Consider the following 25,933-nt stretch of genomic DNA (forward strand, 5'->3'; position numbering starts at 1 on the left):
GCGTCGGGGTGCTCCTTCATTCGGTGATCGGTTTCATGCGGTGGACACTCTCAACTATGCCACCGGTGCGCGGACCGCGGTCCTCAACACCCGCAACCCGGGTCGGACACCACCGTGGTCCGCTCGGCGGGACGTCCGAACGCGGGCAACCCCAGGCCGACACCGGTCGGCCCTGTCGTGGGGGTCTTCCCCGCCTCGGACATGTCCCCGGCGGTCGTCCGACGGTGCGTGAGCACCCCGTCGTCGGCGATCAGGTAGTGCGGGGCCGAGGAGGTCACCGTCGCGGTGACGATGTCGCCGGGCCGGATCTCCCGGTCGACGGCGGTGGGGTTCTGCGGTGCAGCCACGGGGTTCAGGTGGACGAGGCGGCCGTCCCGTGCCCGCCCAGATATCCGGTGGGTCCTGTCGTTCTTCCGTCCGCCGTCGGCCTGGATGAGCAGTTCCACCTCGGTGCCCACGAGGGCGGCGTTCTCCTCGGCGCAGATGCGCTCCTGGAGCGCCATCAGGCGTTCGAACCGCTCCTGGACGACCTCCTTGGGAATCTGATCCTCGTATTCGGCCGCCGGGGTTCCGGGGCGGGGACTGTACTGGAAGGTGAACGCGGAACTGAATCGGCTGGCCTCGACCACGTCCAGGGTCGCCTGGAAATCCTCCTCGGTCTCGCCCGGGAATCCGACGATGATGTCCGTCGTGATGGCGGCGTGCGGGATCTTGGACCGGACCTCCTCGAGGATGCCGAGGAACTTCCTCGACCGGTAGCTGCGTCGCATGGCCTTCAGCACCCGGTCGGAACCGGACTGGAGCGGCATGTGCAGCTGCGGGCAGATGTTGGGGGTCTCGGCCATCGCGTCGATCACGTCGGAGGTGAACTCCGCGGGATGCGGGGAGGTGAAGCGCACACGCTCCAATCCCTCGATGTCGCCACAGGCCCGCAGCAGTTTGGAGAACGCCGAGCGGTCGCGTTCGAGCTCCGGATCGGCGAAATGCACGCCGTAGGCGTTGACGTTCTGACCGAGGAGCGTCACCTCGACGACACCCTGGTCGACGAGTGCCTGTACCTCGGCGAGGATGTCACCGGGGCGCCGGTCGGCCTCTCTGCCACGGAGCGAGGGGACGATGCAGAAGGTGCAGGTGTTGTTGCATCCGACGGACACGCTGACCCACCCGGCGTAAGCGGATTCGCGTTTCGCCGGGAGCACGGACGGAAACTGCTCCAGGGAGTCGACGATCTCGACCGCCGCCTCCTTGTTGTGGGCCGCCCGGTCGAGCAGGGCGGGGAGCGAGCCGATGTTGTGGGTGCCGAAGACGACGTCCACCCAGGGGGCCTTCCTGACGACGACCTCCTTGTCCTTCTGTGCGAGACAACCGCCGACCGCGATCTGCATTCCGGGTCGGGTACGCTTCACCGCCCGGAGCGCGCCGAGACTGCCATAGAGACGCTGATCGGCGTTTTCCCTAACCGCACACGTGTTGAACACGACGAGGTCCGGCTCGGTGTCCGTGGCGGCCGGTTCGTATCCGGCCTCCTCGAGAAGACCCGCGAGGCGTTCCGAGTCGTGGACGTTCATCTGGCAGCCGAAGGTACGGACCTCGTAGGTACGGCTGTTCTGGGATGTCAGATTCTGCTGCAACACAATCGCCAATCATAACCCCTGATACCCCCGTTGAACGATCCGGAGCCACCCCGGTTCACGTCGGTGACGAATCGTGCCGGTGAACAACCCGCCCGGGGCCGGACGTCCACCACCTCCACCACCCCCGGAGGCCGATTACCGGCCGAAAAACACGGGTGACGCCCCTCGTTCCACCCCCAACACAATATTGTGTCATGGGTTACATTATGATTCATTCATGGCGAACAACACTCCCGACACCATGATCCGCATGCGGAACGTGGAAAAGTACTTCGACGACTTCCATGCACTGAAGGACGTCAACCTCGATGTTCCGAAGGGTCAGGTCGTCGTCGTCCTCGGCCCGTCCGGTTCCGGTAAATCGACGCTGTGCCGCACCATCAACCGTCTCGAGACCATCGATTCGGGCGAAATCTACATTGACGGTGAACTGCTTCCCGAGGAGGGCAGGGATCTCGCCCGCCTGCGTGCGGATGTCGGAATGTGTTTCCAGTCCTTCAACCTGTTTCCCCACCTCACCATCAAACGCAACGTGACACTTGCCCCGATGAAGGTCCGGGGCATGAAGCGGGAGGAGGCGGACGCCGAGGCGATGCGACTGCTCGAGAGGGTCGGGATCGCCGAGCAGGCGGACAAGTACCCGGCGCAGTTGTCTGGCGGCCAGCAGCAGCGTGTCGCCATCGCCCGGGCCCTCGCCATGAATCCGAAGGTCATGCTGTTCGATGAACCCACTTCGGCACTTGACCCGGAGATGGTCAACGAGGTCCTCGACGTCATGACCGACCTCGCCCGTGGCGGCATGACCATGGTCGTCGTGACCCATGAGATGGGGTTCGCACGCAAGGCCGCCAACCGCGTTCTGTTCATGGATGCCGGAGCGATTGTCGAGGACACCGATCCGTCGACCTTCTTCGACAGCCCCGAATCCGACCGGGCCCGGGACTTCCTCGGAAAAATCCTCGGGCACTGAACCTTCCCGCGGGCCCGCACTCTTCCCACGGCGTCACGACGCCATCCGGGCGGATCACCGATACCGCCCCACGAACAACTATCTAAGGACAATCATGAACAAGTTCATCAGGAACACCCTCGCCATCACCGCCGCCGGCGCCATGGCCCTCTCCCTCGCGGCGTGCGGCGACAGCGGCGACGCTGACGGCGCGGGCCTGCTCGGCGCCATCGAGTCCGGCAAGATCAACATCGGAACCAAGTTCGATCAGCCGGGTCTCGGTCTGCGCACCCCGGACGGCAGTTTCACCGGTCTCGACGTCGACGTCGCCACCTACATCGTGAACCACATCGCCGAGGAGAACAGCTGGGACACCCCGGAGATCACCTGGAAGGAGACTCCTTCCGCACAGCGTGAGACCATGATCAAGAACGGGGAGGTCGACATGATCGCGGCAACCTACTCGATCAACGCATCCCGCGCGGAAGCGGTGAACTTCGCCGGACCGTACCTGATCACCCATCAGGCGCTCCTCGTCCGCAAGGACGACGACAAGATCTCGTCCCTCGAGGATCTCGACAAGGGCGGCAAGCTCTGCTCCGTCTCCGGTTCCACCCCGGCGCAGAAGGTCAAGGACGCCCTGCCGGGTGTCCAGCTCCAGGAATACGACACCTACGCCTCCTGCGTCGAGGCCCTCAGTCAGGGCAAGGTCGACGCGGTCAGTACCGACGCGACGATCCTCTACGGCTACGCCGCACAGTACGACGGTCAGTTCCGGGTCATCGAGATGGTGAAGCCCGACGGCGCCGCCTTCACCGACGAGTACTACGGGATCGGTGTCATGAAGGACGACGAGGCAGCGACCGACGCCGTGAATGAGGCGCTCACCGAGATGTACTCCTCCGGCGAGTTCGCCGAGCTCCTGAAGAAGAACCTCGGCGACGACGCCTCCGTGGTTGAAGAGGGAACCCCCGGCGACCTCTCCTTCCTGACCGCCAAGTAGGACGAACCGGGTACGGGGAACCGGTACCACCACCCGGTTCCCCCTTTCCCGACTGCGATAAGGAGTCCCCTCCTCTCATGAACGCCATGTGGAATGACCTCGCGCCGGCCCTCTGGCCCGCGTTCTGGGTCACGGTCAAACTGACGGTCCTGTCGGCCATCGGTAGTTTTCTCCTCGGCACCGTGCTCACCGCGATGCGGGTGTCTCCGGTGTCGATCATGCGCCGCCTGTCGGTCCTCTACATCAACACGGTGCGAAACACCCCGTTGACGTTGATCGTCCTGTTCTGTTCGATCGGGTTGTACGGGAATCTGGGGTTGACCCTGGCACCCGACAACTCCCACTTCATCGAGTCGAACAACTTCCGTCTGGCGGTCCTGGGCTTCGTGCTCTACACCTCGGCGTTCGTGGCGGAGTCTCTCAGATCGGGAATCAACACGGTGCACTTCGGCCAGTCCGAGGCCGCCCGTTCGCTGGGCCTCACCTTCCCCCAGATCTTCGCCTCGGTCATCTTTCCGCAGGCGCTGCGGGCGGCCATCGTCCCTCTGGGCAACACGCTGATCGCGCTGACGAAGAACACCACCGTCGCCTCCGTCATCGGAGTCGCGGAAGCCTCACTGCTGATGAAGGCGACCATCGAGAACCACGCCGCCCAGGGGTTCGTGGTGTTCGGAATCTTCGCCCTGGGATTCCTCATCCTCACACTGCCCATGGGTCTCCTGGTCAGCCACTACTCGACGAGATTGGCGGTGAAGAACTAGATGAGCAGCAGCGTACGTGCGACAGTTCTCTACGACGCACCCGGCCCGAAGGGGCGCCGGGCGAACCGTGTCCTGACGGTGATCACGCTCCTCGCCGCGGTGGCCATCGGTGTCTGGGTACTCCAGGTGCTCAACACGAACGGGCAACTCGAGTCCGAGAAGTGGACACCGTTCCTCCGGTCGACGACATGGACGACCTATCTCATCCCCGGATTGTGGGGAACCCTGAAGTCGGCGTTCTGCTCGATCATCCTGGCGCTCGTCCTCGGCACCATGCTCGGTCTCGGCCGACTCTCCCCGACCCGCCCGGTGGCGATCTTCTGCGGCATCATCGTCGAGTTCTTCCGCGCCATCCCGGTGCTGATCCTCATGATCTTCGCCTACCAGATGTTCGCGGTCTACAACGTCGTGCCGTCCTCCCAGCTGGCTTTCTCCGCCGTGGTCTTCGGTCTGACGATGTACAACGGGTCAGTCATCGCGGAGATCCTGCGGTCCGGTATCAGGTCCCTGCCCAGAGGGCAGATGGAGGCCGCCCGGGCCCTGGGAATGTCCCACAGGAAAACGACCTGGTCGATTCTCCTGCCGCAGTCGGTCGCGGCGATGCTGCCGGCGTTGATCTCCCAGATGGTCATCGCCCTCAAGGATGCCGCACTCGGCTACCAGATCGGGTACATCGAGATCGTGCGTTCCGGTCTCCAGTCGGCTTCCGCGTACCGCAACTACTTCCCGGCCCTGATCGTGGTCGCCGTCATCATGATCCTCATCAACTACGCACTGACACTGGTCGCCGAACGGATCGAACGTCAGCTCCGGGCAGGGCGTGCCCGCAAACTGATCGTCGCGAAGGTTCCCGAGCACGCCGATCAGGGAGTCGAGACGAAAGACCGTGCCGTCGTGGACTGGCACGAGCCGAACCACAGGGATCTCCGCCCGCAGGGTGAGTGATCCGGGGTCCGGTGAACCTCAGTCCGGCAACCTGACCCAGGGTTACCCGGACGGGCGATGAGAGAACGGGGCGGTGTCCGGAAGACCCTGAGGGCCGGGCACCGGCCCGTTTGCTGTCCGTGGACGGGGATTCAGCGGAGTTCCGTGATCCTTTCGTCCAGTGCCTGCCTGGCCAGGCCCATGGACATTCCCTGGGGGAATCCTCTCCGCGCCAGTACCCCGAGTATTCTCCGGAGCGCCCGGTCCCTGTCCGCGCGCGCCTCGGGGACCTCGGTGACCGTTGTCCGGGCCTTCTTCCGGGCGAGAGTCAACGCCATGTCCCGCTCATCGGATTCAGCTATCTGCCCGAGGGCACGGCCCCGGATGTCCGGGGCGACGCCCTTCTCCTTCAGTTCCCTGTCCAGGATCTCCCGGGATTTACCCCGGTGACGGTGGCGTTGCCGGACCCATTCGACTGCGAAGGATTCGTCATCGATGAGTCCGACCCGTTCCAGATCATCGAGTACGTCCGTGACGACACCTGGCGGAAAACCGAGGTCACCGAGCCTTCGGTCGAGTTCCCGCCGCGACCGTGAACGGTGTTCGAGCAGGAGTAACGCCCGGTGCCGGACTTGCGCGAGGTCTTTCTCGGCTTCGATGTCGATGAATCCGGATCCGTTTCGGGACTCAAGCGTGCTGACGGCCGCCCGGAGCTGATCGACGGTCAGTTCCCGCTGTCGCCCGGCAGGGCTGCAGCCGTTGTTCCCATCCATTGCGCTGCTGTGACCTTCCTTCCGCTGTCACGCGGTGGAGATACCGCCGGATCCCCCTCCTGTGACGGGCTCAGTTCTCCTCGTCGATGTCGTCGAAATCGACATTCGGGACGACATCCACCGGATCATCGCTCAGGGCATCGTCGTCGGTATGGCCGGCGACGCCCAGTTTGGCGAAGATCTTGTGCTCGATCTCATCCGAGATATCCGGGTTGTCCTTGAGGTAGAGCCGCACCTTCTCCTTCCCCTGCCCCAGCTGATCCCCGTTGTAGGTGAACCACGAACCGGACTTCTTGACGATCCCGTTCTCCACACCGAGATCGATGATCGACGACTCCCGCGAGATCCCCTCACCGTAGATGATGTCGAACTCGGCGAGTTTGAACGGAGGGGCGACCTTATTCTTCGCGACCTTCATCCGGGTGCGGTTACCGATCGCGTCCTGCCCGTCCTTGAGGGTCTGGATACGCCTGACATCACACCGGACCGAGGCGTAGAACTTCAGCGCCTTACCACCCGTGGTGGTCTCCGGGGAACCGAACATGACGCCGATCTTCTCACGCAGCTGATTGATGAAGATCGCGGTGGTCCCGGAATTGTGCAGGGCACCGGTCATCTTCCGGAGCGCCTGACTCATCAGCCGTGCCTGGAGACCGACATGGGAATCCCCCATCTCGCCCTCGATCTCGGCCTTGGGGGTCAACGCGGCGACCGAGTCGATGACGATGATGTCGATGGCCCCCGAACGGACGAGCATGTCGGTGATCTCCAACGCCTGCTCACCGGTGTCCGGCTGACTGACCAGGAGATTATCTGTGTCGACGCCGAGTTTCCGGGCGTAATCGGGGTCGAGGGCGTGTTCCGCGTCGATGAACGCCGCGATCCCCCCGTCCCGCTGCGCCTGCGCCACCGCGTGCAGCGCCACCGTGGTCTTACCGGAGGACTCCGGCCCGTAGATCTCGATGATCCGCCCACGCGGGAAGCCCCCGACGCCGAGAGCGATGTCGATGGCGGTGTTACCCGAGGAAATGGCCTTCACCGGCGGGCGGTTGTCATCCCCCAGACGCATCACGGCGCCCTTGCCGAAGTCCTTCTCGATCCGAGACATCGCCACATCAAGGGCCTTGCGGCGTTCATCGCCGGTGGACGCTGCGTTGGTCTTCTTCTTCGTTGCCATGCGGTGGGAACCTCGTGCTCTGTTTCGGTGTAGCTGGGAAAAATTCAGGTGAGTTCAGGTGAACGGACGGTCCGGGGAAATCGCCGATGCGGAAGTGACGGAACGGAACGCCCGCCGGAGGGGTCCGCGGGATCCGGCGGTACGGAGAAAATCCCTCACAGAGGATGGGACCGTCGAGCCGGGCGAACGGATCCCGGGAGAATCCGATCCACCCCCGGAAGAGGCCGACGGGCGGCGATGACCGTCCGTTTCAACCACTCATGTCCCCGACGGGTGCCGACCACCGCCGGATCAACCGGGGCTGCGCGTCTGACCTTAACCGGCCGGTGTGACACCGCCCGATCGTACACGCACACCTGTTCGATATCAATGTGCGGTGACCGTGAGGAACCGGGCGCGGAAAGCACCGTCCCCGACCCGGGAAAATCACTCATCGGGACCGAGGCGCCGCTCCTCGGGAACCTCGAAATCATGGCACAGTTCCCACCAGACGTCCCGGGGATCGACACCGTCCTCGATCAGCTCAACGGCGGTCCGTCCCCTTCTCGACAGAACATGCGACCCCATGATCCACCGGCCGTGGGAGTGGCCGAATTCCGAGTCGATGAGTCGATCAAACTGATGGAGGCGCATGGGGACAATCCTACAGTCGCCCACCACGGCCCCCGTGTGCACCGGTGGCGGACCTTCCACATGAACGCTGTTCAATTGCAGCACATCCGGGTAGTGTCAGCACATGTGAATAACAGAAGCATCTTCAACGTCCGTGACCTCGCTTATTCCGCGGTGTTCGCCGCGCTCATCATAGTCCTCGGCTACATATCCATTCCGGTCGGTGCCGCCGGTGTCCCGATCGTCCTGCAGAACGCGGCCTGCATCATGGCGGGTCTCATCCTCGGTCCGCGCAGGGGTTTCCTCGCCCTCCTGATCGTGTTCCTGCTCGGCATGGTCGGTCTACCGGTGCTGGCCCAGGGCAAGAGCGTGCTCACCGCACTGAGCGGCCCGACCATCGGCTACCTGCTCGGCTACCTGCTCGCACCACTGATCGCCGGTGTGCTGAGTGCCCGTGCCCCGCGCAACCGGGCGGGCATGGCCCTCAACTTCGCGCTCGCGTTCCTCGCCGCACTCCTGGTGCAGTATCTCTTCGGGGTCCTCGGCCTCATGTGGCGTCTCGACATGACACTGACCGACGCGCTCAAGGTGCAGATCCCGTTCATCCCGGGGGCGGTGGTCAAACTCGTCATCGGCGTCATCGTCGCGGTCGGTGTTCACACCGCGCTCCCCGATCTGCGCGGATTCGGTTCACGCCCCGTGTCCACACCCGGTGCCCGGGCGGCGTGACCTCCCTGCTGAGCTGACATCGACCATCGCCCGGCCGTCCCCGGTACCGCAGCCCCGGTACGCGACAACGGACCGGAACCGGGCGCGACGCCCCGTCCCGACGGAGGCACCCGTATCCCGGTGAATCACCCCACCGGTTCCGCCCCGGGGCTGCGGGGCACCGCGTGTGAAAGGTGGACGGTACATGCCCCGGATAGTCTTCGATGAGGTTTCCGCGGTCTTCGACGGTCGCACGGTGCTGGAACCGCTCTCCCTCGAACTCTCCGAGTCCCGCATCGGCGTCATCGGTGCGAACGGAGGGGGAAAATCCACCCTCATCAGAATGATCAACGGGCTCGGCGAACCGACCACGGGAAAGGTGACCGTCGATGGTGTGGATCCCGGCACGCACGGCCGCGACATCCGCAGGCGGGTCGGTTTCGTCTTCTCCGACGCGGAGAACCAGATCATCATGCCCACGGTCCGCGAGGATGTCGCGTTCTCTCTTCGCCGGATGAGACTCGGACGGGAGGAACGGGAGGCACGCGTCACCGCGGTACTCGACCGGTTCGGGATCGGTCATCTGGCCGATGCCTCACCGCACGTGCTCTCCGGCGGGGAGAAACAACTTCTCGCGCTCGCGGCCGTCCTCATCATCGATCCCGACGTGATCATCGCGGACGAACCGACGACCCTGCTCGACCTCCGTAACCGACTCCGGATCAGGAGAGAGTTCGACCGCCTGGAACAGCAGTTGATCGTCGTCACCCACGACCTCGACTTCCTGTCCGGTTTCGACCGGGTCATCTGTGTCCACGACCACAGGATCATCGCGGACGGTGCCCCCGAGGACGTCGTGGCCGTCTACCGCGACCTCATGTCCCGGGACGGTCACCGGTGACGGGACGGGGCATGTCCGCGATCCCGATGGGGGTTTACGTTCCCGGGGACACGGTCATCCACCGCATGAATCCCTCCCGGAAATTCATGCTGCTCATCACGTACATCATCATGTCCACCGTCTTCATCGGATCCCTCCCGGGTGCTGCGACGTGTCTCCTCGCCGTCACGGCTCTTGTCACCGTCGCCCGCATCCCGGTCCGGACGGCATGGGGACAGATCTGGCCCGCGCTCCCCCTGCTCGCCTTCTTCGCGGGTTTCCAGTGGTGGCGGCAGGGTTTCGAACCGGCGGCGGTCGGTTTCCTCCTCATCACGTCCTCCATCATGGCTGCGACACTGCTGACACTGACGACACGGGTCTCCGCGATGATGGACGCACTGGACGACACTCTGCGCCCCCTGGAGAGGTTCGGTTTTCCCGCCGGGAAAGTCAGTCTCGCGATGTCCCTGACCATAAGGCTCATCCCCCTTCAGCTGGCTACCGTCCGTGAAGTTCTCGACGCACGGAAGGCACGGGGGGCGGGAATGTCGTTCTCCGCGTTCGGGGTTCCCGTTGTCGTCCGCTCGATCCGACGGGCCCAGCGGATCTCCGATGCACTCCTCGCCAGAGGGGTCGACGACTAGGGGACCACACCGGGTGCGGGGCCCAACACCCGTATCCCCGCACCCGGTCCACGCCCACGACAAACGGGAGGGCGGCCCCGTCAACATCCCGGGGCGCCCTCCCGTTTCCCACCTGACCGGTGGACAGTCACACGTGAGACTGCTACTTGTTCTCCTCGCGCAGCTGCCGCATCTTCTCCTCGACCGCGGAGTTCGCGATGTTCGGGGTATTCGACTCCGGGGAACGCTCCAACGACTTCTCCGGGCTACCGCTCTCGAGCTTCTCGGCCGCCATCTGTGCGCGGATCTGCTCGAGGCGGCTGTGACCGGCGAGCTGGACACCGGCGTGCTCCACCTCCGCCATCCGGTTCTCCACCGAGTTCTCGGCGAGTTCAGCCTGTCCGAGCGCATTCGCGTAACGGCGCTCGATCTTCTCCCGGACCTGATCCAGATTGGGCGTGCTGCCGGACGCGGTCATCGAGTTCATCGAACGGAGCGACTCGGAGACCTTCTCCTGCATCTTCGCCTGCTCCAGCTGGCTCAGCAGTTTCGTGCGCTCGCCGACCTTCTGCTGCAGCATCATCGCGTTCCGCTCGACGGCCTTCTTGGCCTGGGCCGCCTGCTGGAGCGCCTGATCATGCAGCTGCTTGGTGTCCTCGACGGACTGTTCCGCGGTGACCAGCTGAGCGGAGAAGGCCTCGGCGGCGTTGGTGTACTCCGTCGCCTTCGCCGTGTCACCCGCCGCCGCTGCCTTGTCGGCCAACTCGAGCGCCTGCCGGGTGTTCGCCTGGAGCTTCTCGATGTCCGCCAGTCGGCGGTTCAGCTGCATCTCCAGCTGCCGCTGATTGCCGATCACCGTGGCGGCCTGCTGGGACAGTGCCTGATGCTGCCGCTGCGCGTCCTCGATGGCCTGCTGGATCTGGATCTTCGGATCAGCGTGTTCCTCGATCTTCGAGTCGAACAGCGCGATAACGTACTTCCATGCTTTGGCGAAGGGGTTAGCCATTGTGAGAGTCGAGCCTTCCGTTCATTAACTTGACCGCCCACCACAGCGCAACTGCGGCAGCTGCACCGGTGGGCCGATGATGCGGTATGGGGACACGTGCGGAAACGTGCCGGACAACGTGCGGATCTTATCCGGGCCGGTACGGCTCGGTCTGCTACCAATCTAGCCGCTATAAGACTACACCGCAGCGAGGTCCGCTTCTGCGGTGTGCACCGCCATCGAACCGGCCGCTTCAATGAGAACATCCGAGACCGTCGCCCCCAGTGCGTGACAGACGGACGCGAGGAGCTCGGAGGACACTTCCTTCCGGCCCCTCTCCAGCTCGGACAGATAACCGGGTGACACCCGCGACGCCTCGGCGAGTTCCCTGAGGGTTATACCCCGGTCCGCCCGGAATGCACGCAGCGCAGAACCCAACGCTTCACGCAGAAGCGGCTCACGCGGTGAGTCGCCACGTGCCGGGGCGGAGACCGGCTGGTCGAGAAGAGCAGTGTAAGTAGCCATCACTGTAGTCAACGGTGCAGCGACCGGTTTTGTTCCCTGCCCGCCGAAATCATCTCAATGAGCGCCGTCGCCGGTGTTCTCCGGTCCGCCACCGCGGGGCAAGGTTCCCCCACGGACGGCCGCGAGCAACTCCTCCAGGGCGACGACGACAGCCCGCGAACGGATGGCGTCCCTGTCCCCCACCAGACGTCCACCGCCGGCACGGACCGCCCACCTGTCTCCCGTGGGTGCGGCGATGCCGATCCACACCTCCCCGACGGGGTGCCCGTCCTGCGGGTCCGGGCCGGCGACCCCGGTCAGGGCAACCCCCCAGTCCGCCAGACAGGTATCCCTGGCGCCCCCCGCCATCGCCGTCGCGCAGTGCCCCGAGATCACACCGTGTTCCGCGATGACCCGTCCGTCGACACCCGCGAGCGTTGTCTTGAGGTCGGTCGCGTATGTGACGAGTCCACCCCGCAGAACGCTCGAGGCACCGGGGACTCCCGCGACGGCGGCCGCTGCCAGACCCGCGGTCAGGGACTCACAGAACGCCACCGTCATCCCCTCCTCCCGGAGCGCCCCGACGACCTCCGCCGCCAGCCCACGAACTCCGGCACCGTCCCCCATCACGCGCTCACAGTCGACGGGAGGCCAGCAGATACTGGATCCCCGTGACGACGGTGACCAGAACGGCCAGCAGCATCACGGACACGACGAGGGGGTGGAGGAATCCGGGCAGGGGCACGAGATAGAGAGCAACAGCCGCCGACTGCAGGACGGTCTTGAGTTTTCCGCCCCGTGAGGCGGGTACCACCCGGCCCGCCCGCAGCTGCCCCATACGCCAGACGGTGATACCGAGTTCACGGACGACGATGACGACGGTGACCCACCACCAGAGTGCCCCGGTGAGGTTGAGACAGACCAGTGCGGCGATCATCAACGCCTTGTCCGCGATGGGATCGGCGATCTTGCCGAAGTTTGTCACCAGACCACGGGCACGGGCGATGTCCCCGTCCAGCTTGTCCGTGATCATCAGCGCGATGAAAAGGGCGAAGGACGCCCACATCCAGCCGGCGTGCTCGCTGCCGCTGCGGAGCACCAACCACGCGAACAACGGAATGGCGACAATCCGCAGCGAAGTGAGCACGTTGGGCAGATTGAGGTTCGACGGCGACTCCGCCGTCCCGCTGGATTTCTTCATGGCACCACTCACAGTCCCCTACATTACTCATATCCCGGACCGGTGCCGCCGCGGGTCACCCGTGGGTCGGCGTAGCTACAATCGGGACCATGAACACCTTCGTCGTCGAGTACACCTATCCCGCCGATTCCTCCGTGATCACCGAGGTCCGACCCCGGCACCGTGAGTTCCTCGCAGGACTCAAGGAGAGGGGCCACCTGATCGGTTCCGGCCCCTACACCGACGGTGACGGTGGCGCACTCATCGTCATCCGTCTCCCTGAACCGGCGTCCCTCGACGATGCCCGGGAGCTGATGGATCAGGACCCGTTCCACACCGAGGGCGCACTCACGGCCCGTTTCTTCCACACCTGGAATCCCGTGCTCAACGTCTTCGGTGACTGAATCCGACGTATGAGCGGGCCACCGCGAACGGGAGAGGTGCCGCTCCCGTGCCCGCCGATCCGGAGCGGCCGGAGCGGCACCGGTGTCCCTCCGGCCGCACCGACACTCTCCGTCAGTTCACCGCGGTCTCGGCGTCGTCTTCGTCGTGATCGCGGATGTCCCCGGCCCTGTTCCGGTTCGGGGCCACGGCCCCCTGCGTCTCATCCCGTTTCGTCTTGATGACCGAGGCGATGGTCGTCAGCAGGAGTGTCAGCACGATGAAGACCAGGGAGAAGGCCGTCGACACCTCCGGGACGGGGATCGATTCCCCGCCGTTGAGGAACGGCAGGTTGTTCTCGTGCATGGCGTGGAGGGTGAGCTTGACACCGATGAAACCGAGGATCGCACCGAGTCCGTAGGGCAGGAACACCAGACGATCGAGAAGCCCGTCCAGCAGAAAGTACATCTGGCGGAGGCCCATCAGTGCGAAGGCGTTCGCGGTGAAGACGATGTAGGGCTCCTGCGTCAGGCCGAAGATCGCCGGGATCGAGTCGAAGGCGAACATGAGGTCGATGAATCCGATGCACACGAGACAGATCATCAACGGTGTGACCATCCTGCGTCCGCCCGACCTCGTCAACAGTCGGTCCCGGTCGAAGCTGCTCGACACCGGAACGGCGGTGCGGACCGTCCTGACCACGAGCATGTCGTCGACCTCGGTCTCCTCCGCACCACGGAGCTCGTCGACGATGAGTTTGACGGCGGTGTACAGCAGGAAGACACCGAAGAGGTAGAACACCCAGCTGGCCGCGTTGATCGCCGCGGCACCGAGACCGATGAAGACACCCCGGAACAGGAGCGCCAGGGCGATACCGATGAGCAGAACCTTCTGCTGGTACGCGCGGGGGACCTTGAACGACCCGATGATCAGGGCGAAGATGAACAGATTGTCGACGCTCAACGAGAGCTCGGTGATGTAGCCCGCGAAGAACTCGATGCCGTGCTGGTGGTTGCCGTCCGGTCCTCCCCACGTGAACCACAGGAAACCACCGAAGACGCACGCCAGGAGGACGTAGAAGATCATCCACCCCGCCGCCTCTTTCATGGTGGGCTCGTGGGGACTCCGTACATGGCTGACGAAGTCGAACACGATGAAGCCGAGAAGAACGACGACCGTGACGACCCAGGTGAGGGTGTTTACTTCCACTTGGAAAAAGACCTCCGGTCTCAGGGAATGACGTGAAAACCGGAGGTCTCCCCCGCTACGTCGGTGTGTAGCCGGCACGGCCGGGGACCGCGTCCCACGCCACCCCGGGGTGGCGTGGGACGGTCACCGTGTTGACGACCGGTGCCGTTGGGTGGGGTACTCCCCTCCATGAACGAGACCACTCTACAGCGGCCCCACTCGACGGCGCCAACGGGTGGCGACCGGTCAGAACACTCCGCCGGTGGGGTTGGTGGTCACGCCACCGGTGTCGGTGTCGGCGCCGTCGGGATCCCCGACGGTCTCGTCCTCCCGGGGCGCCTCCGCGGGATCGGCCCCCTTGATCATCCAGATGACGGTGTCCAGCTCCTCCGGCTTGACGAGCACCTCCCGCGCCTTGGAACCCTCGGACGGCCCGACCACCCCACGGCTCTCCATCAGGTCCATGAGACGTCCGGCCTTCGCGAACCCGATGCGCAACTTCCGCTGGAGCATCGAGGTGGAGCCGAACTGGCTCGTGACGACGAGTTCAACGGCCTGGAGAAGATCCTCGAGGTCGTCCCCGATGTCGTCGTCGATGTCCTTCTTCGCTTCGGCGGACTTGTCCTCGGTGACTCCCTCGGTGTAGTCGGGTTCCGCCTGTTCCTTCGCCGCGTCGACGACGGCCTGGACCTCTTCGTCGGTGACGAAGGCGCCCTGGATACGCTGCGGTTTACCCGCTCCCTGGGGGATGAAGAGCGCGTCACCCATACCGATCAGTTTCTCGGCGCCCGCCTGGTCGAGGATGACCCGGGAGTCGGTGAGTGAGGACGTCGCGAACGCGAGCCTCGAGGGCACGTTCGTCTTGATCAGTCCGGTGACGACGTCGACGGAAGGACGCTGTGTCGCGAGCACGAGGTGGATGCCCGCGGCCCGCGCCTTCTGGGTGATACGGACGATCGAGTCCTCGATCTCCTTCGGCGCCGTCATCATCAGGTCGGCGAGCTCGTCGACGACGCACACGATGTACGGGTAGGGCCGGTACTCGCGTTGAGACCCCTGGGGGGCGACGATGTCACCGGAGAGCACCTTGCGGTTGAAGTCCTTGACGTGCCGGACACGGGCGGACTTCATGTCCATGTAGCGCTGCTCCATCTCCTCGACGAGCCACTGCAACGCCGATGCGGCCTTCTTCGGCTGTGTGATGATGGGGGTGATCAGGTGTGGAATTCCCTCGTAGGGGGTGAGCTCCACCATCTTGGGGTCGACGAGGATGAGCCTCACCTGCTCCGGGGTCGCCCGGGTCAGGATCGAGACCAGGAGTGAGTTCACGAAAGCGGACTTACCGGATCCCGTCGCACCGGCGACGAGGAGGTGCGGCATCTTCTGCATCGAGTGGGAGACGAACTCCCCCTCGATGTCCTTGCCCAGCCCGATGAGCATCGGGTCATGGTTGCCGACGGTCGCGGGTGCGTTGAGGACGTCACCCAGTCGGACCATCTCGCGGTCACTGTTCGGGACCTCGATGCCGACGAGTGACTTACCCGGGATGGGGGTCAGCAACCGGACGTTGTCGGTGGCTGCGGCGTACGCGAGGTTCGACTGGAGGTTGGTGATCTTCGAGACCTTCACCCCGGGGCCGAGTTGCACCTCATAGCGGGTGACCGTCGGCCCCCGGGAGAAACCGACGACCGAGGCGTCGACGTTGAACTCGCTGAAGACCTCCGTGATCGCCTCGATCATGCGGTCGTTCGCCTCGGAGCGGGTCTTCGGTCGGTTGCCCGGGATGAGCATGTCGGCGCTGGGCACGATGTAGTCATCGCCACCGGCGAACGTGGTTACCTGCGCGGTTCCCGAACCGGCGGTCTCCTTTGTGTCGCTCCGGTCGTCCCGCTCACTGGCGGGCACGGCGGCGGGGACGGCGGCGGCGTCGACCCCGGACCGTGCGATGATCGCGTCCCGGACGGCCCTGCGGGACGCGGAGACGGCGTCCTCGACCCCCCGCGCACCGGCGGCAGTGGCGGCCACCGCACCCCCGGCGGCCGTCCCTGCGGTCCGTGCGACGCCGGAGACCGCACCGGCGGTCGTCGCTCCGGGTCCGCTCACCGTGGCACGGGGAACCGGGTCACCCGCGGGTTTCCGTCCCGGTGCCGGGGCCGGTGTGTCCGGCACCACCGGCAGTTCATTGGTATCGGATGCCGACGGCCCCTGCTTCCGTGTCACGGAGGCGGATGTCTGCGCCGCGGGCGCGGAGAACAGGGTGTGTTCCCCCTGGTCGAGATCGTGGTCGTCCGTGTCCCCTGCTCCGCCGTCGGGGTCCGGCAGCGGATAGGCCTCCATGGGGCTGACGGGACGACGCCGGGCGACCGTGGGCCTGGTGGGCCGGTAGGTCTCCTCGTAGTCGGTGAAGTCGGCGTCCTCGTCGGACTCGTCCTCGAGCGGTGCCCCGGAGGGCGTACCGAACCCGAAGTAGGCTGCGATCCCCCCGAGGAAGGAGGGGCGGCCGGTCTCCGTTTCCTCGTCGTTGCTCCGTTCGAGTAGTCCCACCAGATAATCGGTGAATTCCCTGACGGTGATACCGGTGACTTTCAGTGCACCGTAGACGATGACCAGGAGCAGCAGCGGTACCGCGATGTACGGGGTGAATCCCCGCGCGGCGACGTCCCCGACGAGTACACCGATCGTTCCGCCGGCTGCACGGCGTTCCGCGATGTCCCCCGGCAGACCCGCGAAAATGTGGATCAGGCCGAGCATCGACGCGACGATCAGGGCCACACCCACCGTGATCCGGGGGGCGGCGGAGGGCGACCGGTATCCGGCTGTCCCCGCCCCGACCATGAGGGTGACCGCCCCCGTGACGAGCACGACGGGCAGCACGAGCGCACCCGCTCCGATCAACCATCGGACACCGTCGTCGATCGCCCGCCCCACCGGGCCGGCGACATCGAGCCACACGGCTCCGCCGAGAATCACGGCGAGGGCGATCAGCGCCAGCCCCAGACCGTCATGAGTGGGGTTCTGTGCCGGCTCCGCGTCCTCGGGGACCGGTGCGGAACCCCGGCCCGGGGAGGCGTTGCGGGGCGGACGGATCTTGTCTCCGCCGGTCTCTCCGTCCACCTTCGTCCTCCTGCCCCCACCCGGTGCCGTGTCGTCGCCGGTGTCCCCGTGCACGGCCCCGTCAATCGCGTCGTCGGGATCATGCCGGGACCCCAGCGAACGGGCCGCACCGCCGATACCTCTCGCCGCGGCACCGAATGCGCCACGGATACCGCCACCGACCGCGCGGAACGCGCTGCCGGTGCGTTCGTCGGCGGTGACCGCCGCACGGTGCGCCGGCCGGGTCTGAACCGCCTGGGTCACGCTCCGCTGACTGCGGGATGTACCGGGGCGGTTACTGTCTCGTCGTGCGGTTCCGGGGCGACTCTTGGCTGGCATGAGAGCAAGGATAGACGCACGGGACACTCCAGCCACAGCTGCCACACCGATGTCCCGCGAAGTTTGTGACCCGTCCCCTCGGACGGGAGGTTGTCACATCAGATACGTGCGAACCGCAGCCGATCCGCGTCTCCGCTCACCGTGACGTCGACCTCCTCCCTGCCGAAGCAGAACAACAGGATCTCCCCCACCGGACCGGACACCCGGATCACATCGGATCCCGACCGCACGACCCCCCGACGATCCACACCGACGAAGGACGGGGCACCGTCCGGATCCACGATGACCGGGAGCTCGGAGTTCCTGAGCAGGCGCACCCCCATCCGTCGCAGCACCCCGGACAGCACGTTCTCGTCCTCCGGGCTGAACCGGCGGGGCCGCCACCCCGGCCGCGCACGGCGTACGTCCTCGTGATGGATGAAGTGTTCGCCGGCATTCAGTTGCGCGTCGAGAAAGCGCACCGGACTGAACTTCGGGGGCCCCGCCATCCACCGCCGGACGATCTCTCCGTGACTCCGTGATCCGATCTCGTCGCTGACCGATCGGAGATGCGCACGAAACGCGGGAAGGAACATTCCCGGCACCGCATCGGGCCGGGTTTCCCGGAGGAGAAGGTGGACGGCCATGTCCTTCGTGGTCCAACCTGCGCAGAGTGTGGGTGCGTCGGGGCCGAGTTCCAGGAGGAGCCCGCCGAGTGCGGCGCGCTCGGATGCGGCAAAAGTCATGGCCCCAGCCTAGTCGCATCAATTCAGTGAACCGATGTGACGGGGCCGGGGCCGTGACTTCTCTGACGTCGCCGGACGGGTCAGCGGGTCTCGCGCGCCTGGCGGACGGCCTCATCCGGGACCGGGCTGTGGCTCTCGGAGCTCATCGGCACGACGGTAGGGATGACCATCGGCTTACGGCGCCACTTCTGTTCGACGAAGCGGGACACCTTACGACGCAGCTGGCGGACCATGCGGTAGGGGTCGTTCTCCCCTTCACCCGCGAGCTGACGCATGGTGTTGTCGACCAGCTCGGTGATCTCCGGCATCATCGCCTTCGCGTCCTCGGAGAAGCCCTTGGCCTGGACCGTCGGGCGTTCCAGCGGGCGGCCGGTACGGTTGTCGATGACGACGGTGATGGAGATCAGACCGCCTTCACCCATCTCCGTACGGTCGGCGAGGACCTCGTCATCGATGTCACCCATCGTGACACCGTCGACGTAGAGGTTGCCGATCGGGATCTGGCCGACGACCTCCGCCTTACCGTCGACGAGGTCGACGACGACGCCGTTCTGGGCGAGCATGACGCGCTCCCGGTCGACACCGGTGGAGACGGCGAGTTCCTTGTTCGCGCGCAGGTGACGCCACTCACCGTGGACCGGCATCGCGTTCTTCGGGCGGACGGCGTTGTAGAGGAACAACAGCTCTCCCGCGTAGCCGTGACCCGAGGTGTGGACCTTGGCGTCCTTGCCGGTGATCACGGTCGCACCGATCTGGGCGAGCATGTTGATCACGCCGAACACCGCTTCCTCGTTGCCGGGGACGAGCGAGGACGAGAGGATGATGAGATCGCCGTCACGGACGGTGACCTGACGGTGCTCACGACGCGCCATGCGGGACAGGGCGGCCATGGGCTCCCCCTGGGTACCGGTGGTGATCAGCATGACCTTGTGCGGGGCCATGCGCCCGGCGTCATCCATGCTGACGAACGTTCCCTTGGGTGCCTTCAGGTAGCCGAGCTTCTCGGCGATCTCCATGTTCCGGATCATCGAGCGCCCGTTGAAGGCGACCTTACGTCCGGTGGCGACCGCCGCGTCGACCGCGGCCTGGACCCGGTAGACGTTCGAGGCGAAGGAGGCGAGGATGACCCGCTGCTTCGCCTCACCGATCAGACGACGCAACGTCGGCGCGATGTCCGATTCGGAGCCGGACATGCCCGGGGTCGTGGCGTTCGTCGAATCGCAGAGGAACAGATCGACACCCTCGTCGCCGTACCGCGAGATGGCGGGAAGATCCGTCGGGCGACCGTCGGTGGGGGTCTGGTCGAGCTTGATGTCACCGGTGAGGAGAACCGTACCGGCCTTCGTCTTGAGCACGATGCCGAGGCAGTCCGGGATGGAGTGGTTCACGGCGAAGAAACGGACGTTGAACGGACCGTAGTCCTTCTCCGACGCCTCGTCGACCTCGATCAGCTTCGGCCGCAGCCGGTGCTCGCGGCACTTCGCGGCGATGAGTGCGAGCGTGAACTTGGAACCGACGATCGGCAGATCGGGACACATCTTCAGCAGCCACGGGATGGCACCGATGTGATCCTCGTGGCCGTGCGTGATGACGAGGGCGTCGATGCGGTCGAGCTTGTCCTCGAGGTACGAGAAGTCCGGCAGGATCAGGTCGACGCCGGGCTCGCCGGAGGACGGGAAGAGCACGCCGCAGTCCACGATGAGGATGCGGTTGTTGTACTCGAAGACGGTCATGTTGCGGCCGATCTCCGAGATACCTCCGAGCGCGATGACACGGAGACCGTTCTTCGGCGCCTTCGGCGGTTCCGGCAGACGACGGGTCAGATCCGCGCCCTGCATCGACTTGACGACGTTGCGGTTGCGGTCGTTTCCGGCGCCCCGGCCACCGTTCCGGTTGCCCTGGGAACGCTCGTTGCCGCCACCACCGTTGTTTCCGCGGTTTCCGCCACCGGAGTTGTTGCCCCGGCCGCGACGGTTTCCACCGGAATTCCGGTCGTTGTTCGCGCCACGATTGTCCCGGCGACCACCGCGATCCTCGTTCGAGGACCTGGATCCGGACTTCTTCGTGCCCCGGTTGTCGGTTCCGGTATCACCCTCCGCGCCTTCGGCTGCGGGGGCGGGCTGCTCGGGGGCCTTGAATTCGGGGGCCTCCGGCGGACCCGCCTTGCGGGTGACCTTCCGGGATCGATTACGGGTGTCAGACATATTTATAGGACTCCAGCCTGTTCTAGATCGGTGCGGAGTTCCTCGAGCTGCTCCTGATCCACGGGGATCTGCGGCAGCCGGGGTTCTCCGGCGTCGAGGCCCTGCAGTCGCAGGGCCCCCTTTGAGAAGCTGACTCCGCCCAGACGTGCCTGGGCGCGGATCAGCGGGGAAAGTTGTGTGTTGATTGCCCGCGCACGAATGAGATCGCCTTCGGCGAAACTCGTGTGCAGCTCACGCAGTTGGCGAGCCGCGACATGCCCGATCACCGAAATGAAACCGGTTGCCCCCAGCGACAGCCAGGGAAGGTTGAGCGGATCATCTCCCGAGTACCAGGCGAGGCCCGTCTCGGCGATCAGGGGTGTGGCGGCGGCGAGGTCACCTTTGGCGTCCTTGACGGCCACAATCGTGCGGTGTTCAGCTAGACGTCGAATGGTATCAGACTCAATCGGTATAACCGAACGGGGCGGAATGTCGTACAGGCACACCGGCAGATCGGTGGCGTCGGCGACGGCGGTGAAGTGCCGGTAGACGCCCTCCTGCACCGGTTTCGAGTAGTACGGCGTGACCACGAGCAGGGAGTCAGCACCCGCGTCCGCGGATGCTCTCGCGAGCGCCACCGTCGCGGCGGTGTCGTAGCTGCCGGCGCCGGCGATGATCTTCGCGCGGTCACCGACCTCCGCCTTGACCTCGCGCAGCAGGGTGAGCTTCTCGTCGACGGTCGTCGTCGGGGACTCCCCGGTGGTTCCGGCGAGAACGAGGGCGTCACAGCCCTCGTCGACGAGATGCGCGGCGAGCCGGCGGCCCGCCGCGACGTCGAGATCACCGTCACGGTTGAAGGGGGTGACCATGGCGACGGCTACGGTGCCGAAGTGCTCGGCTCCGGTGCTGACTGTCATACCTGTGCTCATGTCACACGAGGTTACCCGGTCAACCGATCGTGCCGGGCATTGCGGTCACTCCGGCGTGTGGCGGACGGTGCCCGGAATCGGTTGATCCGACGGTCAGAAGTCGGTGACGTACGGGCTGACAGCCATCTCGGATCCGTCCGAGAGCGTCGCGATGTCGAAGTCCCCGAAGATGGTCGGGGCCAGTCCCCTGAGCAACCGGAGGCATTCGACGGCCACGGTCCGGATCTCGATGTCGGCGTGCTCGGTCGCGCGCATACCGATGAAGTGGCGCCAGGCCCGGTAGTTTCCGGTCACCACGATCCTCGATTCGGTGGCGTTGGGGAGAACCGCCCGGGCCGCCTGCCGCGCCTGTTTCCGGCGCAGCAGAGCGTTCGGCTCGTCCGCGAGCTTCTCCTCCAGGGCGGAGAGAAGCTCGTTGAACGTGAAACGTGCATCGTCGACCCCCTGCATGAAGAGTCTCGTCAGTTCCTCGTCCTCGGCGATCAGACGTGGGACCACGACCTCACTGTCCTCGGAGTGGACGAAACGCTGGGACAGCTGGGAGAACGAGAAGTGGCGGTGCCGCACGAGTTCGTGGGTCGCCGAGCGTGAGATGCCCCGGATGTACATCGTCGCACTCGCGTGCTCGAACAGCGCGGTGTGCCCGACCTCCATGATGTGCCGGAGGTAGGCGGCGTTCGACGCCGTCCTCGGGTTCGGCTTGTCGAAGGTCTCGTAGCACGCCCTGCCCGCGAACTCGGCGAGTGCCTCGCCGTCCGACGCATCGGTCCCCCAGTCGATGTCCTCGGGTGGTGTGAAGGTGGTGTGCGCGATCAGCTGCACCTTCAGGTCGACGGGTCGGGCCACGGGTGATGTCTCCTCGGTTGATACGGGTGGTACGGGGTGCGGGGGTGCGGATCAGAGATCCAGGTACTTCTCCAGTCCGACGGTCAGACCGGGGAACTCGTGGATCCGTCGGACCCCGACCAGAACACCGGGCACGAAGCTCGTCCGGTCGTAGGAGTCCTGCCGGATCGTCAGTGACTGACCCTGTGAACCGAAGATGACCTCCTCGTGGGCGACCATTCCGGTCATTCGGACCGCATGCACCCTGACCCCGTCGACATCGGAACCGCGGGCACCGTCGAGTGACTGATCGGTGGCGTCGGGCTGGTCCCCCATACCGGCGTCACGGCGGGCCGCGGCGATGCCCTCCGCGGTGTGGATCGCGGTGCCCGAGGGGGCGTCGAGCTTGTTCGGGTGGTGGTACTCGACGACCTCAGCGGATTCGAAGAACCTGGCCGCCTGTTTCGCGAACTGCATGGTCAGTACGGCGGAGATCGCGAAGTTCGGGGCGATGAGGACACCGGTGCCCTCATGCCTGGAGTCGGCGATCCATGTGCGGACCTGATCGAGGCGCTCCGGGGTGAAACCCGTAGTACCGACGACACAGGAGATACCGTTGCGGATGCAGAACTCGAGGTTGTCCATCACGGCGGAGGGGGCGGTGAAGTCGACGATGACTCCAGCTCCGGCCTCCACCAGTGCACCGAGATCATCGCCCCTGTCGATCTCCGCCACCAGTTCCAGGTCCGCTGCGGCGCGGACCCCCTGCACCACCGCCTGTCCGACGCGTCCGCCGGCTCCGAGCACTCCCACCTTCGTGGATACGCTGCCTGTCATGTCTGCTCCTCACGTCCTTCTCCGGGTCATCCGGTGGGCCCACCCGATGACGTTGTCACGGGCACGTGCGCACCGATCTCCCCGACCAGTGTAGGCACCGTGACCGCCCGGTTTCTCCGGGGGTGCGCCCCGGTGGGTGGAGCGGTACCGGCTGCCGGCGCCGGCGGGCCCGTCACACAAAGCGGACCACCGCCCCGGGTGGAGCGGATTCCGTCGGGAATCCACCCGCCGGGGCGGTGGCTCTGGTCGGCGTGTCCGCCGGGATGGTGACTACTCCGCGGCGTCGTCCTCGACGGGCGCGAGGGAGATCTTCCCGCGGTTGTCGATGTCCAGGATCTCGACCTGGATCTTGTCGCCGACGTTGACGACGTCCTCGACGCGTTCGATCCGCTTCTTGCCGCCCAGCTTGGAGATGTGGACGAGTCCGTCACGTCCCGGCAGCAGGGAGACGAAGGCACCGAAGTTGGTGGTCTTGACGACGGTTCCGAGGAACCGCTCCCCCACCTTCGGCATCTGCGGGTTGGCGATGGAGTTGATCTTCTCGATCGCGGCGTCGGCTGCCTCCCCGGAGAACGCGGACACGTAGATGGTGCCGTCGTCCTCGATGGAGATGTTCGCGCCGGTGTCCTCGGTGATCGAGTTGATGGTCTTGCCCTTCGGGCCGATGACCTCACCGATCTTGGACTGCGGCACGGTGACCGTGACGATGCGCGGTGCGAGGGCGCTCATCTCGTCGGGACCGTCGATGACCTCGGACATGGTCTCGAGAATCGCCAGGCGGGCGTCGCGGGCCTGGGACAGCGCGCCGGCGAGCACCTCGGAGGGGATGCCGTCGAGCTTGGTGTCGAGCTGGAGGGCGGTGATGAACTCCTCCGTGCCGGCGACCTTGAAGTCCATGTCGCCGAAGGCGTCCTCGGCACCGAGGATGTCGGTGAGCGCCACGTAGCGGGTCTCTCCGTCGACCTCGTCGGACACCAACCCCATGGCGATACCGGCCACGGGGGCCTTCAGCGGGACACCGGCGTTGTAGAGCGACAGCGTCGACGCGCAGACGGACCCCATCGAGGTCGAACCGTTGGAGCCGAGGGCCTCGGACACCTGACGGATCGAGTACGGGAACTCCTCTCGGGTCGGGAGCACCGGCAGGACGGCACGCTCGGCGAGCGCCCCGTGGCCGATCTCACGGCGCTTCGGCGAACCGACACGACCGGTCTCACCGACGGAGTACGGCGGGAAGTTGTAGTGGTGCATGTAGCGCTTGTGGTCGACGGGGGACAGCGAATCGATCTGCTGCTCCATCTTCAGCATGTCCAGGGTGGTGACACCGAGGATCTGCGTCTCACCGCGCTCGAAGAGCGAGGAACCGTGTGCGCGGGGAATCAGATCGACCTCGACACCGAGATCGCGGATGTCGGTGATACCGCGACCGTCGATACGGAAGTGGTCCGTGAGGATGCGGTGCCGGACGACGGCCTTCATCACCGCGTTGTAGGCGTTGCGGATCTCCTTGCCGCGCTCCGGGAACTTCTCGATGAGCTCGGCCTCGATCTCGGCCATGTGCTCGTTCGTGGCGTCGTCGCGGTCCTGCTTGCCGGCGATGGACATCAGCTTCGTCAGCTTGGACTTGGCCTTCTTCTCCACCGCGGCGTAGACGTCGTCGGCGTACGGCGGGAAGAGCGGGAACTCCTGGGTCTCCTTCGCGGCTTCCTTGGCCAGCAGACGCTGCGCCTCGCAGAGCTTCTCGATGAAGGGCTTCGCGGCCTCGAGTCCCTCGGCGACGACGGACTCCGTCGGTGCGGGCGCACCCTCGGCGACGCGTGCCACGACGTTCTCGGTGGCTCCGGCCTCGACCATCATGATCGCGACGTCGTCACCGCCGCCCTTCTTTCCGCCCTTCTTACCGGGGACGATGCGTCCGGCGACGACGATCTCGAACAGTGCCTGGGCGTGCTGCTCGTGGGTCGGGAAAGCGACCCACTGACCCTTCGGGTGCTTCTCGTCGACGACGAGCGCCATCCGGACACCACCGACGGGGCCGGACACCGGCAGACCCGAGAGCTGGGTGGCTGCGGACGCGGCGTTGATCGCCACGACGTCGTACATGTCCTTCGGGTCCATCGACAGGACGGTGATCACGCACTGGACCTCGTTGCGCAGCCCCTTGACGAAGGTCGGGCGCAGCGGGCGGTCGATCAGACGGCAGGCGAGGACGGCCTCGGTGGAGGGACGTCCCTCCCTGCGGAAGAACGAGCCGGGGATCCGTCCGGCGGCGTACATGCGCTCCTCGACATCGACCGTCAGCGGGAAGAAGTCGAATCCCTCACGGGGATTGCCGGAGGCGGTGGTGGTGGCCAGCAGCATCGTGCCCTCATCGAGGTACGCGGTGACTGATCCACCTGCCTGGCGGGCCAGCTGGCCCGTCTCGAGGCGAATGGTGCGGGTACCGAAATCACCGTTGTCGATCGTGGCGGTGGCCTCGACGATTCCGAATTCGGTGTCATTGTTGATAGTAACGTCGCGCAAGCGAGTTCTCCTTTTCCTGGCCTTCCGCTCGGCGATCTTCGGTGTCGCCGTTCATGTCTTCTTCGTGGAAGGCTCCGTACAAGACTACCAGCACATCGGACCACCTCACCCGGATTTTTCGTCCGACCGAAAAATCACCCCCACGGCACATCCGGCGACGGGGACACGGTCGACACCCGGGGACAACCGGACACGGG

General features: G+C 65.5%; 24 protein-coding genes. 8 read left to right on the plus strand and 16 right to left on the minus strand.

What is annotated here, in order from left to right; translation table 11 throughout:
- Positions 1 to 83: 83 nt before the first annotated feature.
- On the minus strand, positions 84 to 1,634 hold the full coding sequence (miaB, locus tag JIM94_RS04835) for a tRNA (N6-isopentenyl adenosine(37)-C2)-methylthiotransferase MiaB (protein WP_200255294.1): 1,551 nt from the start codon (positions 1,632 to 1,634) through the stop codon (positions 84 to 86).
- Between the two features lie 241 nt (positions 1,635 to 1,875).
- Here miaB and JIM94_RS04840 point away from each other — a divergent pair, with 241 nt between their 5' ends.
- The 4 genes from JIM94_RS04840 to JIM94_RS04855 all read left to right on the plus strand — a co-directional run bounded on the left by JIM94_RS04840 (position 1,876) and on the right by JIM94_RS04855 (position 5,292).
- Positions 1,876 to 2,604: an amino acid ABC transporter ATP-binding protein gene (locus JIM94_RS04840; protein ID WP_200255591.1), complete on the plus strand. Its 729-nt coding sequence runs from the start codon at positions 1,876 to 1,878 to the stop codon at positions 2,602 to 2,604.
- A gap of 94 nt (positions 2,605 to 2,698) precedes the next feature.
- Positions 2,699 to 3,586: a glutamate ABC transporter substrate-binding protein gene (locus JIM94_RS04845; RefSeq protein ID WP_200255297.1), complete on the plus strand. Its 888-nt coding sequence runs from the start codon at positions 2,699 to 2,701 to the stop codon at positions 3,584 to 3,586.
- A gap of 77 nt (positions 3,587 to 3,663) precedes the next feature.
- Positions 3,664 to 4,347, plus strand: a complete 684-nt coding sequence (locus JIM94_RS04850) for an amino acid ABC transporter permease (RefSeq protein WP_200255299.1) — start codon at positions 3,664 to 3,666, stop codon at positions 4,345 to 4,347.
- Complete coding sequence (locus JIM94_RS04855) at positions 4,348 to 5,292, plus strand: amino acid ABC transporter permease (protein ID WP_200255301.1); 945 nt, start codon at positions 4,348 to 4,350, stop codon at positions 5,290 to 5,292.
- Between the two features lie 131 nt (positions 5,293 to 5,423).
- Here the strand turns inward: JIM94_RS04855 and JIM94_RS04860 are convergent, their stop codons facing one another.
- From JIM94_RS04860 to JIM94_RS04870, 3 genes are all read right to left on the minus strand, one after another.
- Positions 5,424 to 6,044, minus strand: coding sequence for a regulatory protein RecX (locus JIM94_RS04860; protein ID WP_200255303.1), 621 nt, complete (start codon positions 6,042 to 6,044; stop codon positions 5,424 to 5,426).
- Between the two features lie 70 nt (positions 6,045 to 6,114).
- Complete coding sequence (gene recA, locus JIM94_RS04865) at positions 6,115 to 7,221, minus strand: recombinase RecA (protein ID WP_200255305.1); 1,107 nt, start codon at positions 7,219 to 7,221, stop codon at positions 6,115 to 6,117.
- 426 nt (positions 7,222 to 7,647) lie between these two features.
- Positions 7,648 to 7,854 (minus strand): DUF3046 domain-containing protein, encoded by a 207-nt coding sequence (locus tag JIM94_RS04870; protein WP_200255307.1) that lies wholly within the window; start codon positions 7,852 to 7,854, stop codon positions 7,648 to 7,650.
- Positions 7,855 to 7,959: 105 nt separating this feature from the next.
- Here JIM94_RS04870 and JIM94_RS04875 point away from each other — a divergent pair, with 105 nt between their 5' ends.
- The 3 genes from JIM94_RS04875 (at position 7,960) to JIM94_RS04885 (ending at position 10,065) form a co-directional block, all read left to right on the plus strand.
- Positions 7,960 to 8,562, plus strand: coding sequence for a biotin transporter BioY (locus JIM94_RS04875; RefSeq protein WP_248085633.1), 603 nt, complete (start codon positions 7,960 to 7,962; stop codon positions 8,560 to 8,562).
- 184 nt (positions 8,563 to 8,746) lie between these two features.
- Positions 8,747 to 9,442 (plus strand): energy-coupling factor ABC transporter ATP-binding protein, encoded by a 696-nt coding sequence (locus tag JIM94_RS04880; protein ID WP_200255311.1) that lies wholly within the window; start codon positions 8,747 to 8,749, stop codon positions 9,440 to 9,442.
- Between the two features lie 11 nt (positions 9,443 to 9,453).
- Complete coding sequence (locus JIM94_RS04885) at positions 9,454 to 10,065, plus strand: energy-coupling factor transporter transmembrane component T family protein (protein ID WP_200255313.1); 612 nt, start codon at positions 9,454 to 9,456, stop codon at positions 10,063 to 10,065.
- 142 nt (positions 10,066 to 10,207) lie between these two features.
- Here the strand turns inward: JIM94_RS04885 and JIM94_RS04890 are convergent, their stop codons facing one another.
- The 4 genes from JIM94_RS04890 to pgsA form a co-directional block, all read right to left on the minus strand.
- Positions 10,208 to 11,050, minus strand: a complete 843-nt coding sequence (locus JIM94_RS04890; protein ID WP_200255316.1) for a PspA/IM30 family protein — start codon at positions 11,048 to 11,050, stop codon at positions 10,208 to 10,210.
- 177 nt (positions 11,051 to 11,227) lie between these two features.
- Positions 11,228 to 11,554, minus strand: coding sequence for a helix-turn-helix domain-containing protein (locus JIM94_RS04895; RefSeq protein WP_200255319.1), 327 nt, complete (start codon positions 11,552 to 11,554; stop codon positions 11,228 to 11,230).
- Between the two features lie 54 nt (positions 11,555 to 11,608).
- Positions 11,609 to 12,160: a CinA family protein gene (locus JIM94_RS04900; protein ID WP_200255600.1), complete on the minus strand. Its 552-nt coding sequence runs from the start codon at positions 12,158 to 12,160 to the stop codon at positions 11,609 to 11,611.
- 7 nt (positions 12,161 to 12,167) lie between these two features.
- Positions 12,168 to 12,734 (minus strand): CDP-diacylglycerol--glycerol-3-phosphate 3-phosphatidyltransferase, encoded by a 567-nt coding sequence (pgsA, locus tag JIM94_RS04905; RefSeq protein WP_200255321.1) that lies wholly within the window; start codon positions 12,732 to 12,734, stop codon positions 12,168 to 12,170.
- Between the two features lie 89 nt (positions 12,735 to 12,823).
- On the opposite strand from pgsA, the gene JIM94_RS04910 reads away from it, so the two are divergent.
- Positions 12,824 to 13,117, plus strand: coding sequence for a YciI family protein (locus tag JIM94_RS04910; RefSeq protein ID WP_200255323.1), 294 nt, complete (start codon positions 12,824 to 12,826; stop codon positions 13,115 to 13,117).
- Between the two features lie 112 nt (positions 13,118 to 13,229).
- On the opposite strand, the gene JIM94_RS04915 is transcribed toward JIM94_RS04910, so the two are convergent.
- The 8 genes from JIM94_RS04915 to JIM94_RS04950 form a co-directional block, all read right to left on the minus strand.
- A complete protein-coding gene (locus tag JIM94_RS04915; protein ID WP_200255325.1) occupies positions 13,230 to 14,303 on the minus strand; it encodes a TerC/Alx family metal homeostasis membrane protein in 1,074 nt (357 codons plus the stop codon).
- Between the two features lie 225 nt (positions 14,304 to 14,528).
- A complete protein-coding gene (locus JIM94_RS04920; RefSeq protein ID WP_200255327.1) occupies positions 14,529 to 17,714 on the minus strand; it encodes an FtsK/SpoIIIE family DNA translocase in 3,186 nt (1,061 codons plus the stop codon).
- A 98-nt stretch (positions 17,715 to 17,812) separates the two neighbouring features.
- Positions 17,813 to 18,439, minus strand: coding sequence for a TIGR03085 family metal-binding protein (locus JIM94_RS04925; RefSeq protein WP_200255329.1), 627 nt, complete (start codon positions 18,437 to 18,439; stop codon positions 17,813 to 17,815).
- Between the two features lie 80 nt (positions 18,440 to 18,519).
- Positions 18,520 to 20,643, minus strand: coding sequence for a ribonuclease J (locus tag JIM94_RS04930; protein WP_200255331.1), 2,124 nt, complete (start codon positions 20,641 to 20,643; stop codon positions 18,520 to 18,522).
- Positions 20,644 to 20,645: 2 nt separating this feature from the next.
- The gene (dapA, locus tag JIM94_RS04935) at positions 20,646 to 21,551 is read right to left on the minus strand and encodes a 4-hydroxy-tetrahydrodipicolinate synthase (RefSeq protein ID WP_200255333.1); all 906 of its coding nucleotides are present in this window, start codon (positions 21,549 to 21,551) and stop codon (positions 20,646 to 20,648) included.
- 93 nt (positions 21,552 to 21,644) lie between these two features.
- The gene (gene thyX / locus JIM94_RS04940; RefSeq protein WP_200255335.1) at positions 21,645 to 22,397 is read right to left on the minus strand and encodes an FAD-dependent thymidylate synthase; all 753 of its coding nucleotides are present in this window, start codon (positions 22,395 to 22,397) and stop codon (positions 21,645 to 21,647) included.
- 51 nt (positions 22,398 to 22,448) lie between these two features.
- A complete protein-coding gene (gene dapB, locus JIM94_RS04945) occupies positions 22,449 to 23,213 on the minus strand; it encodes a 4-hydroxy-tetrahydrodipicolinate reductase (RefSeq protein WP_200255337.1) in 765 nt (254 codons plus the stop codon).
- Between the two features lie 270 nt (positions 23,214 to 23,483).
- Positions 23,484 to 25,736: a polyribonucleotide nucleotidyltransferase gene (locus tag JIM94_RS04950; protein WP_234040200.1), complete on the minus strand. Its 2,253-nt coding sequence runs from the start codon at positions 25,734 to 25,736 to the stop codon at positions 23,484 to 23,486.
- Positions 25,737 to 25,933: the final 197 nt, after the last annotated feature.

The organism is Corynebacterium pygosceleis (assembly GCF_016595275.2).
In the GTDB taxonomy this organism is placed as follows: Bacteria; Actinomycetota; Actinomycetes; order Mycobacteriales; family Mycobacteriaceae; genus Corynebacterium; species Corynebacterium pygosceleis.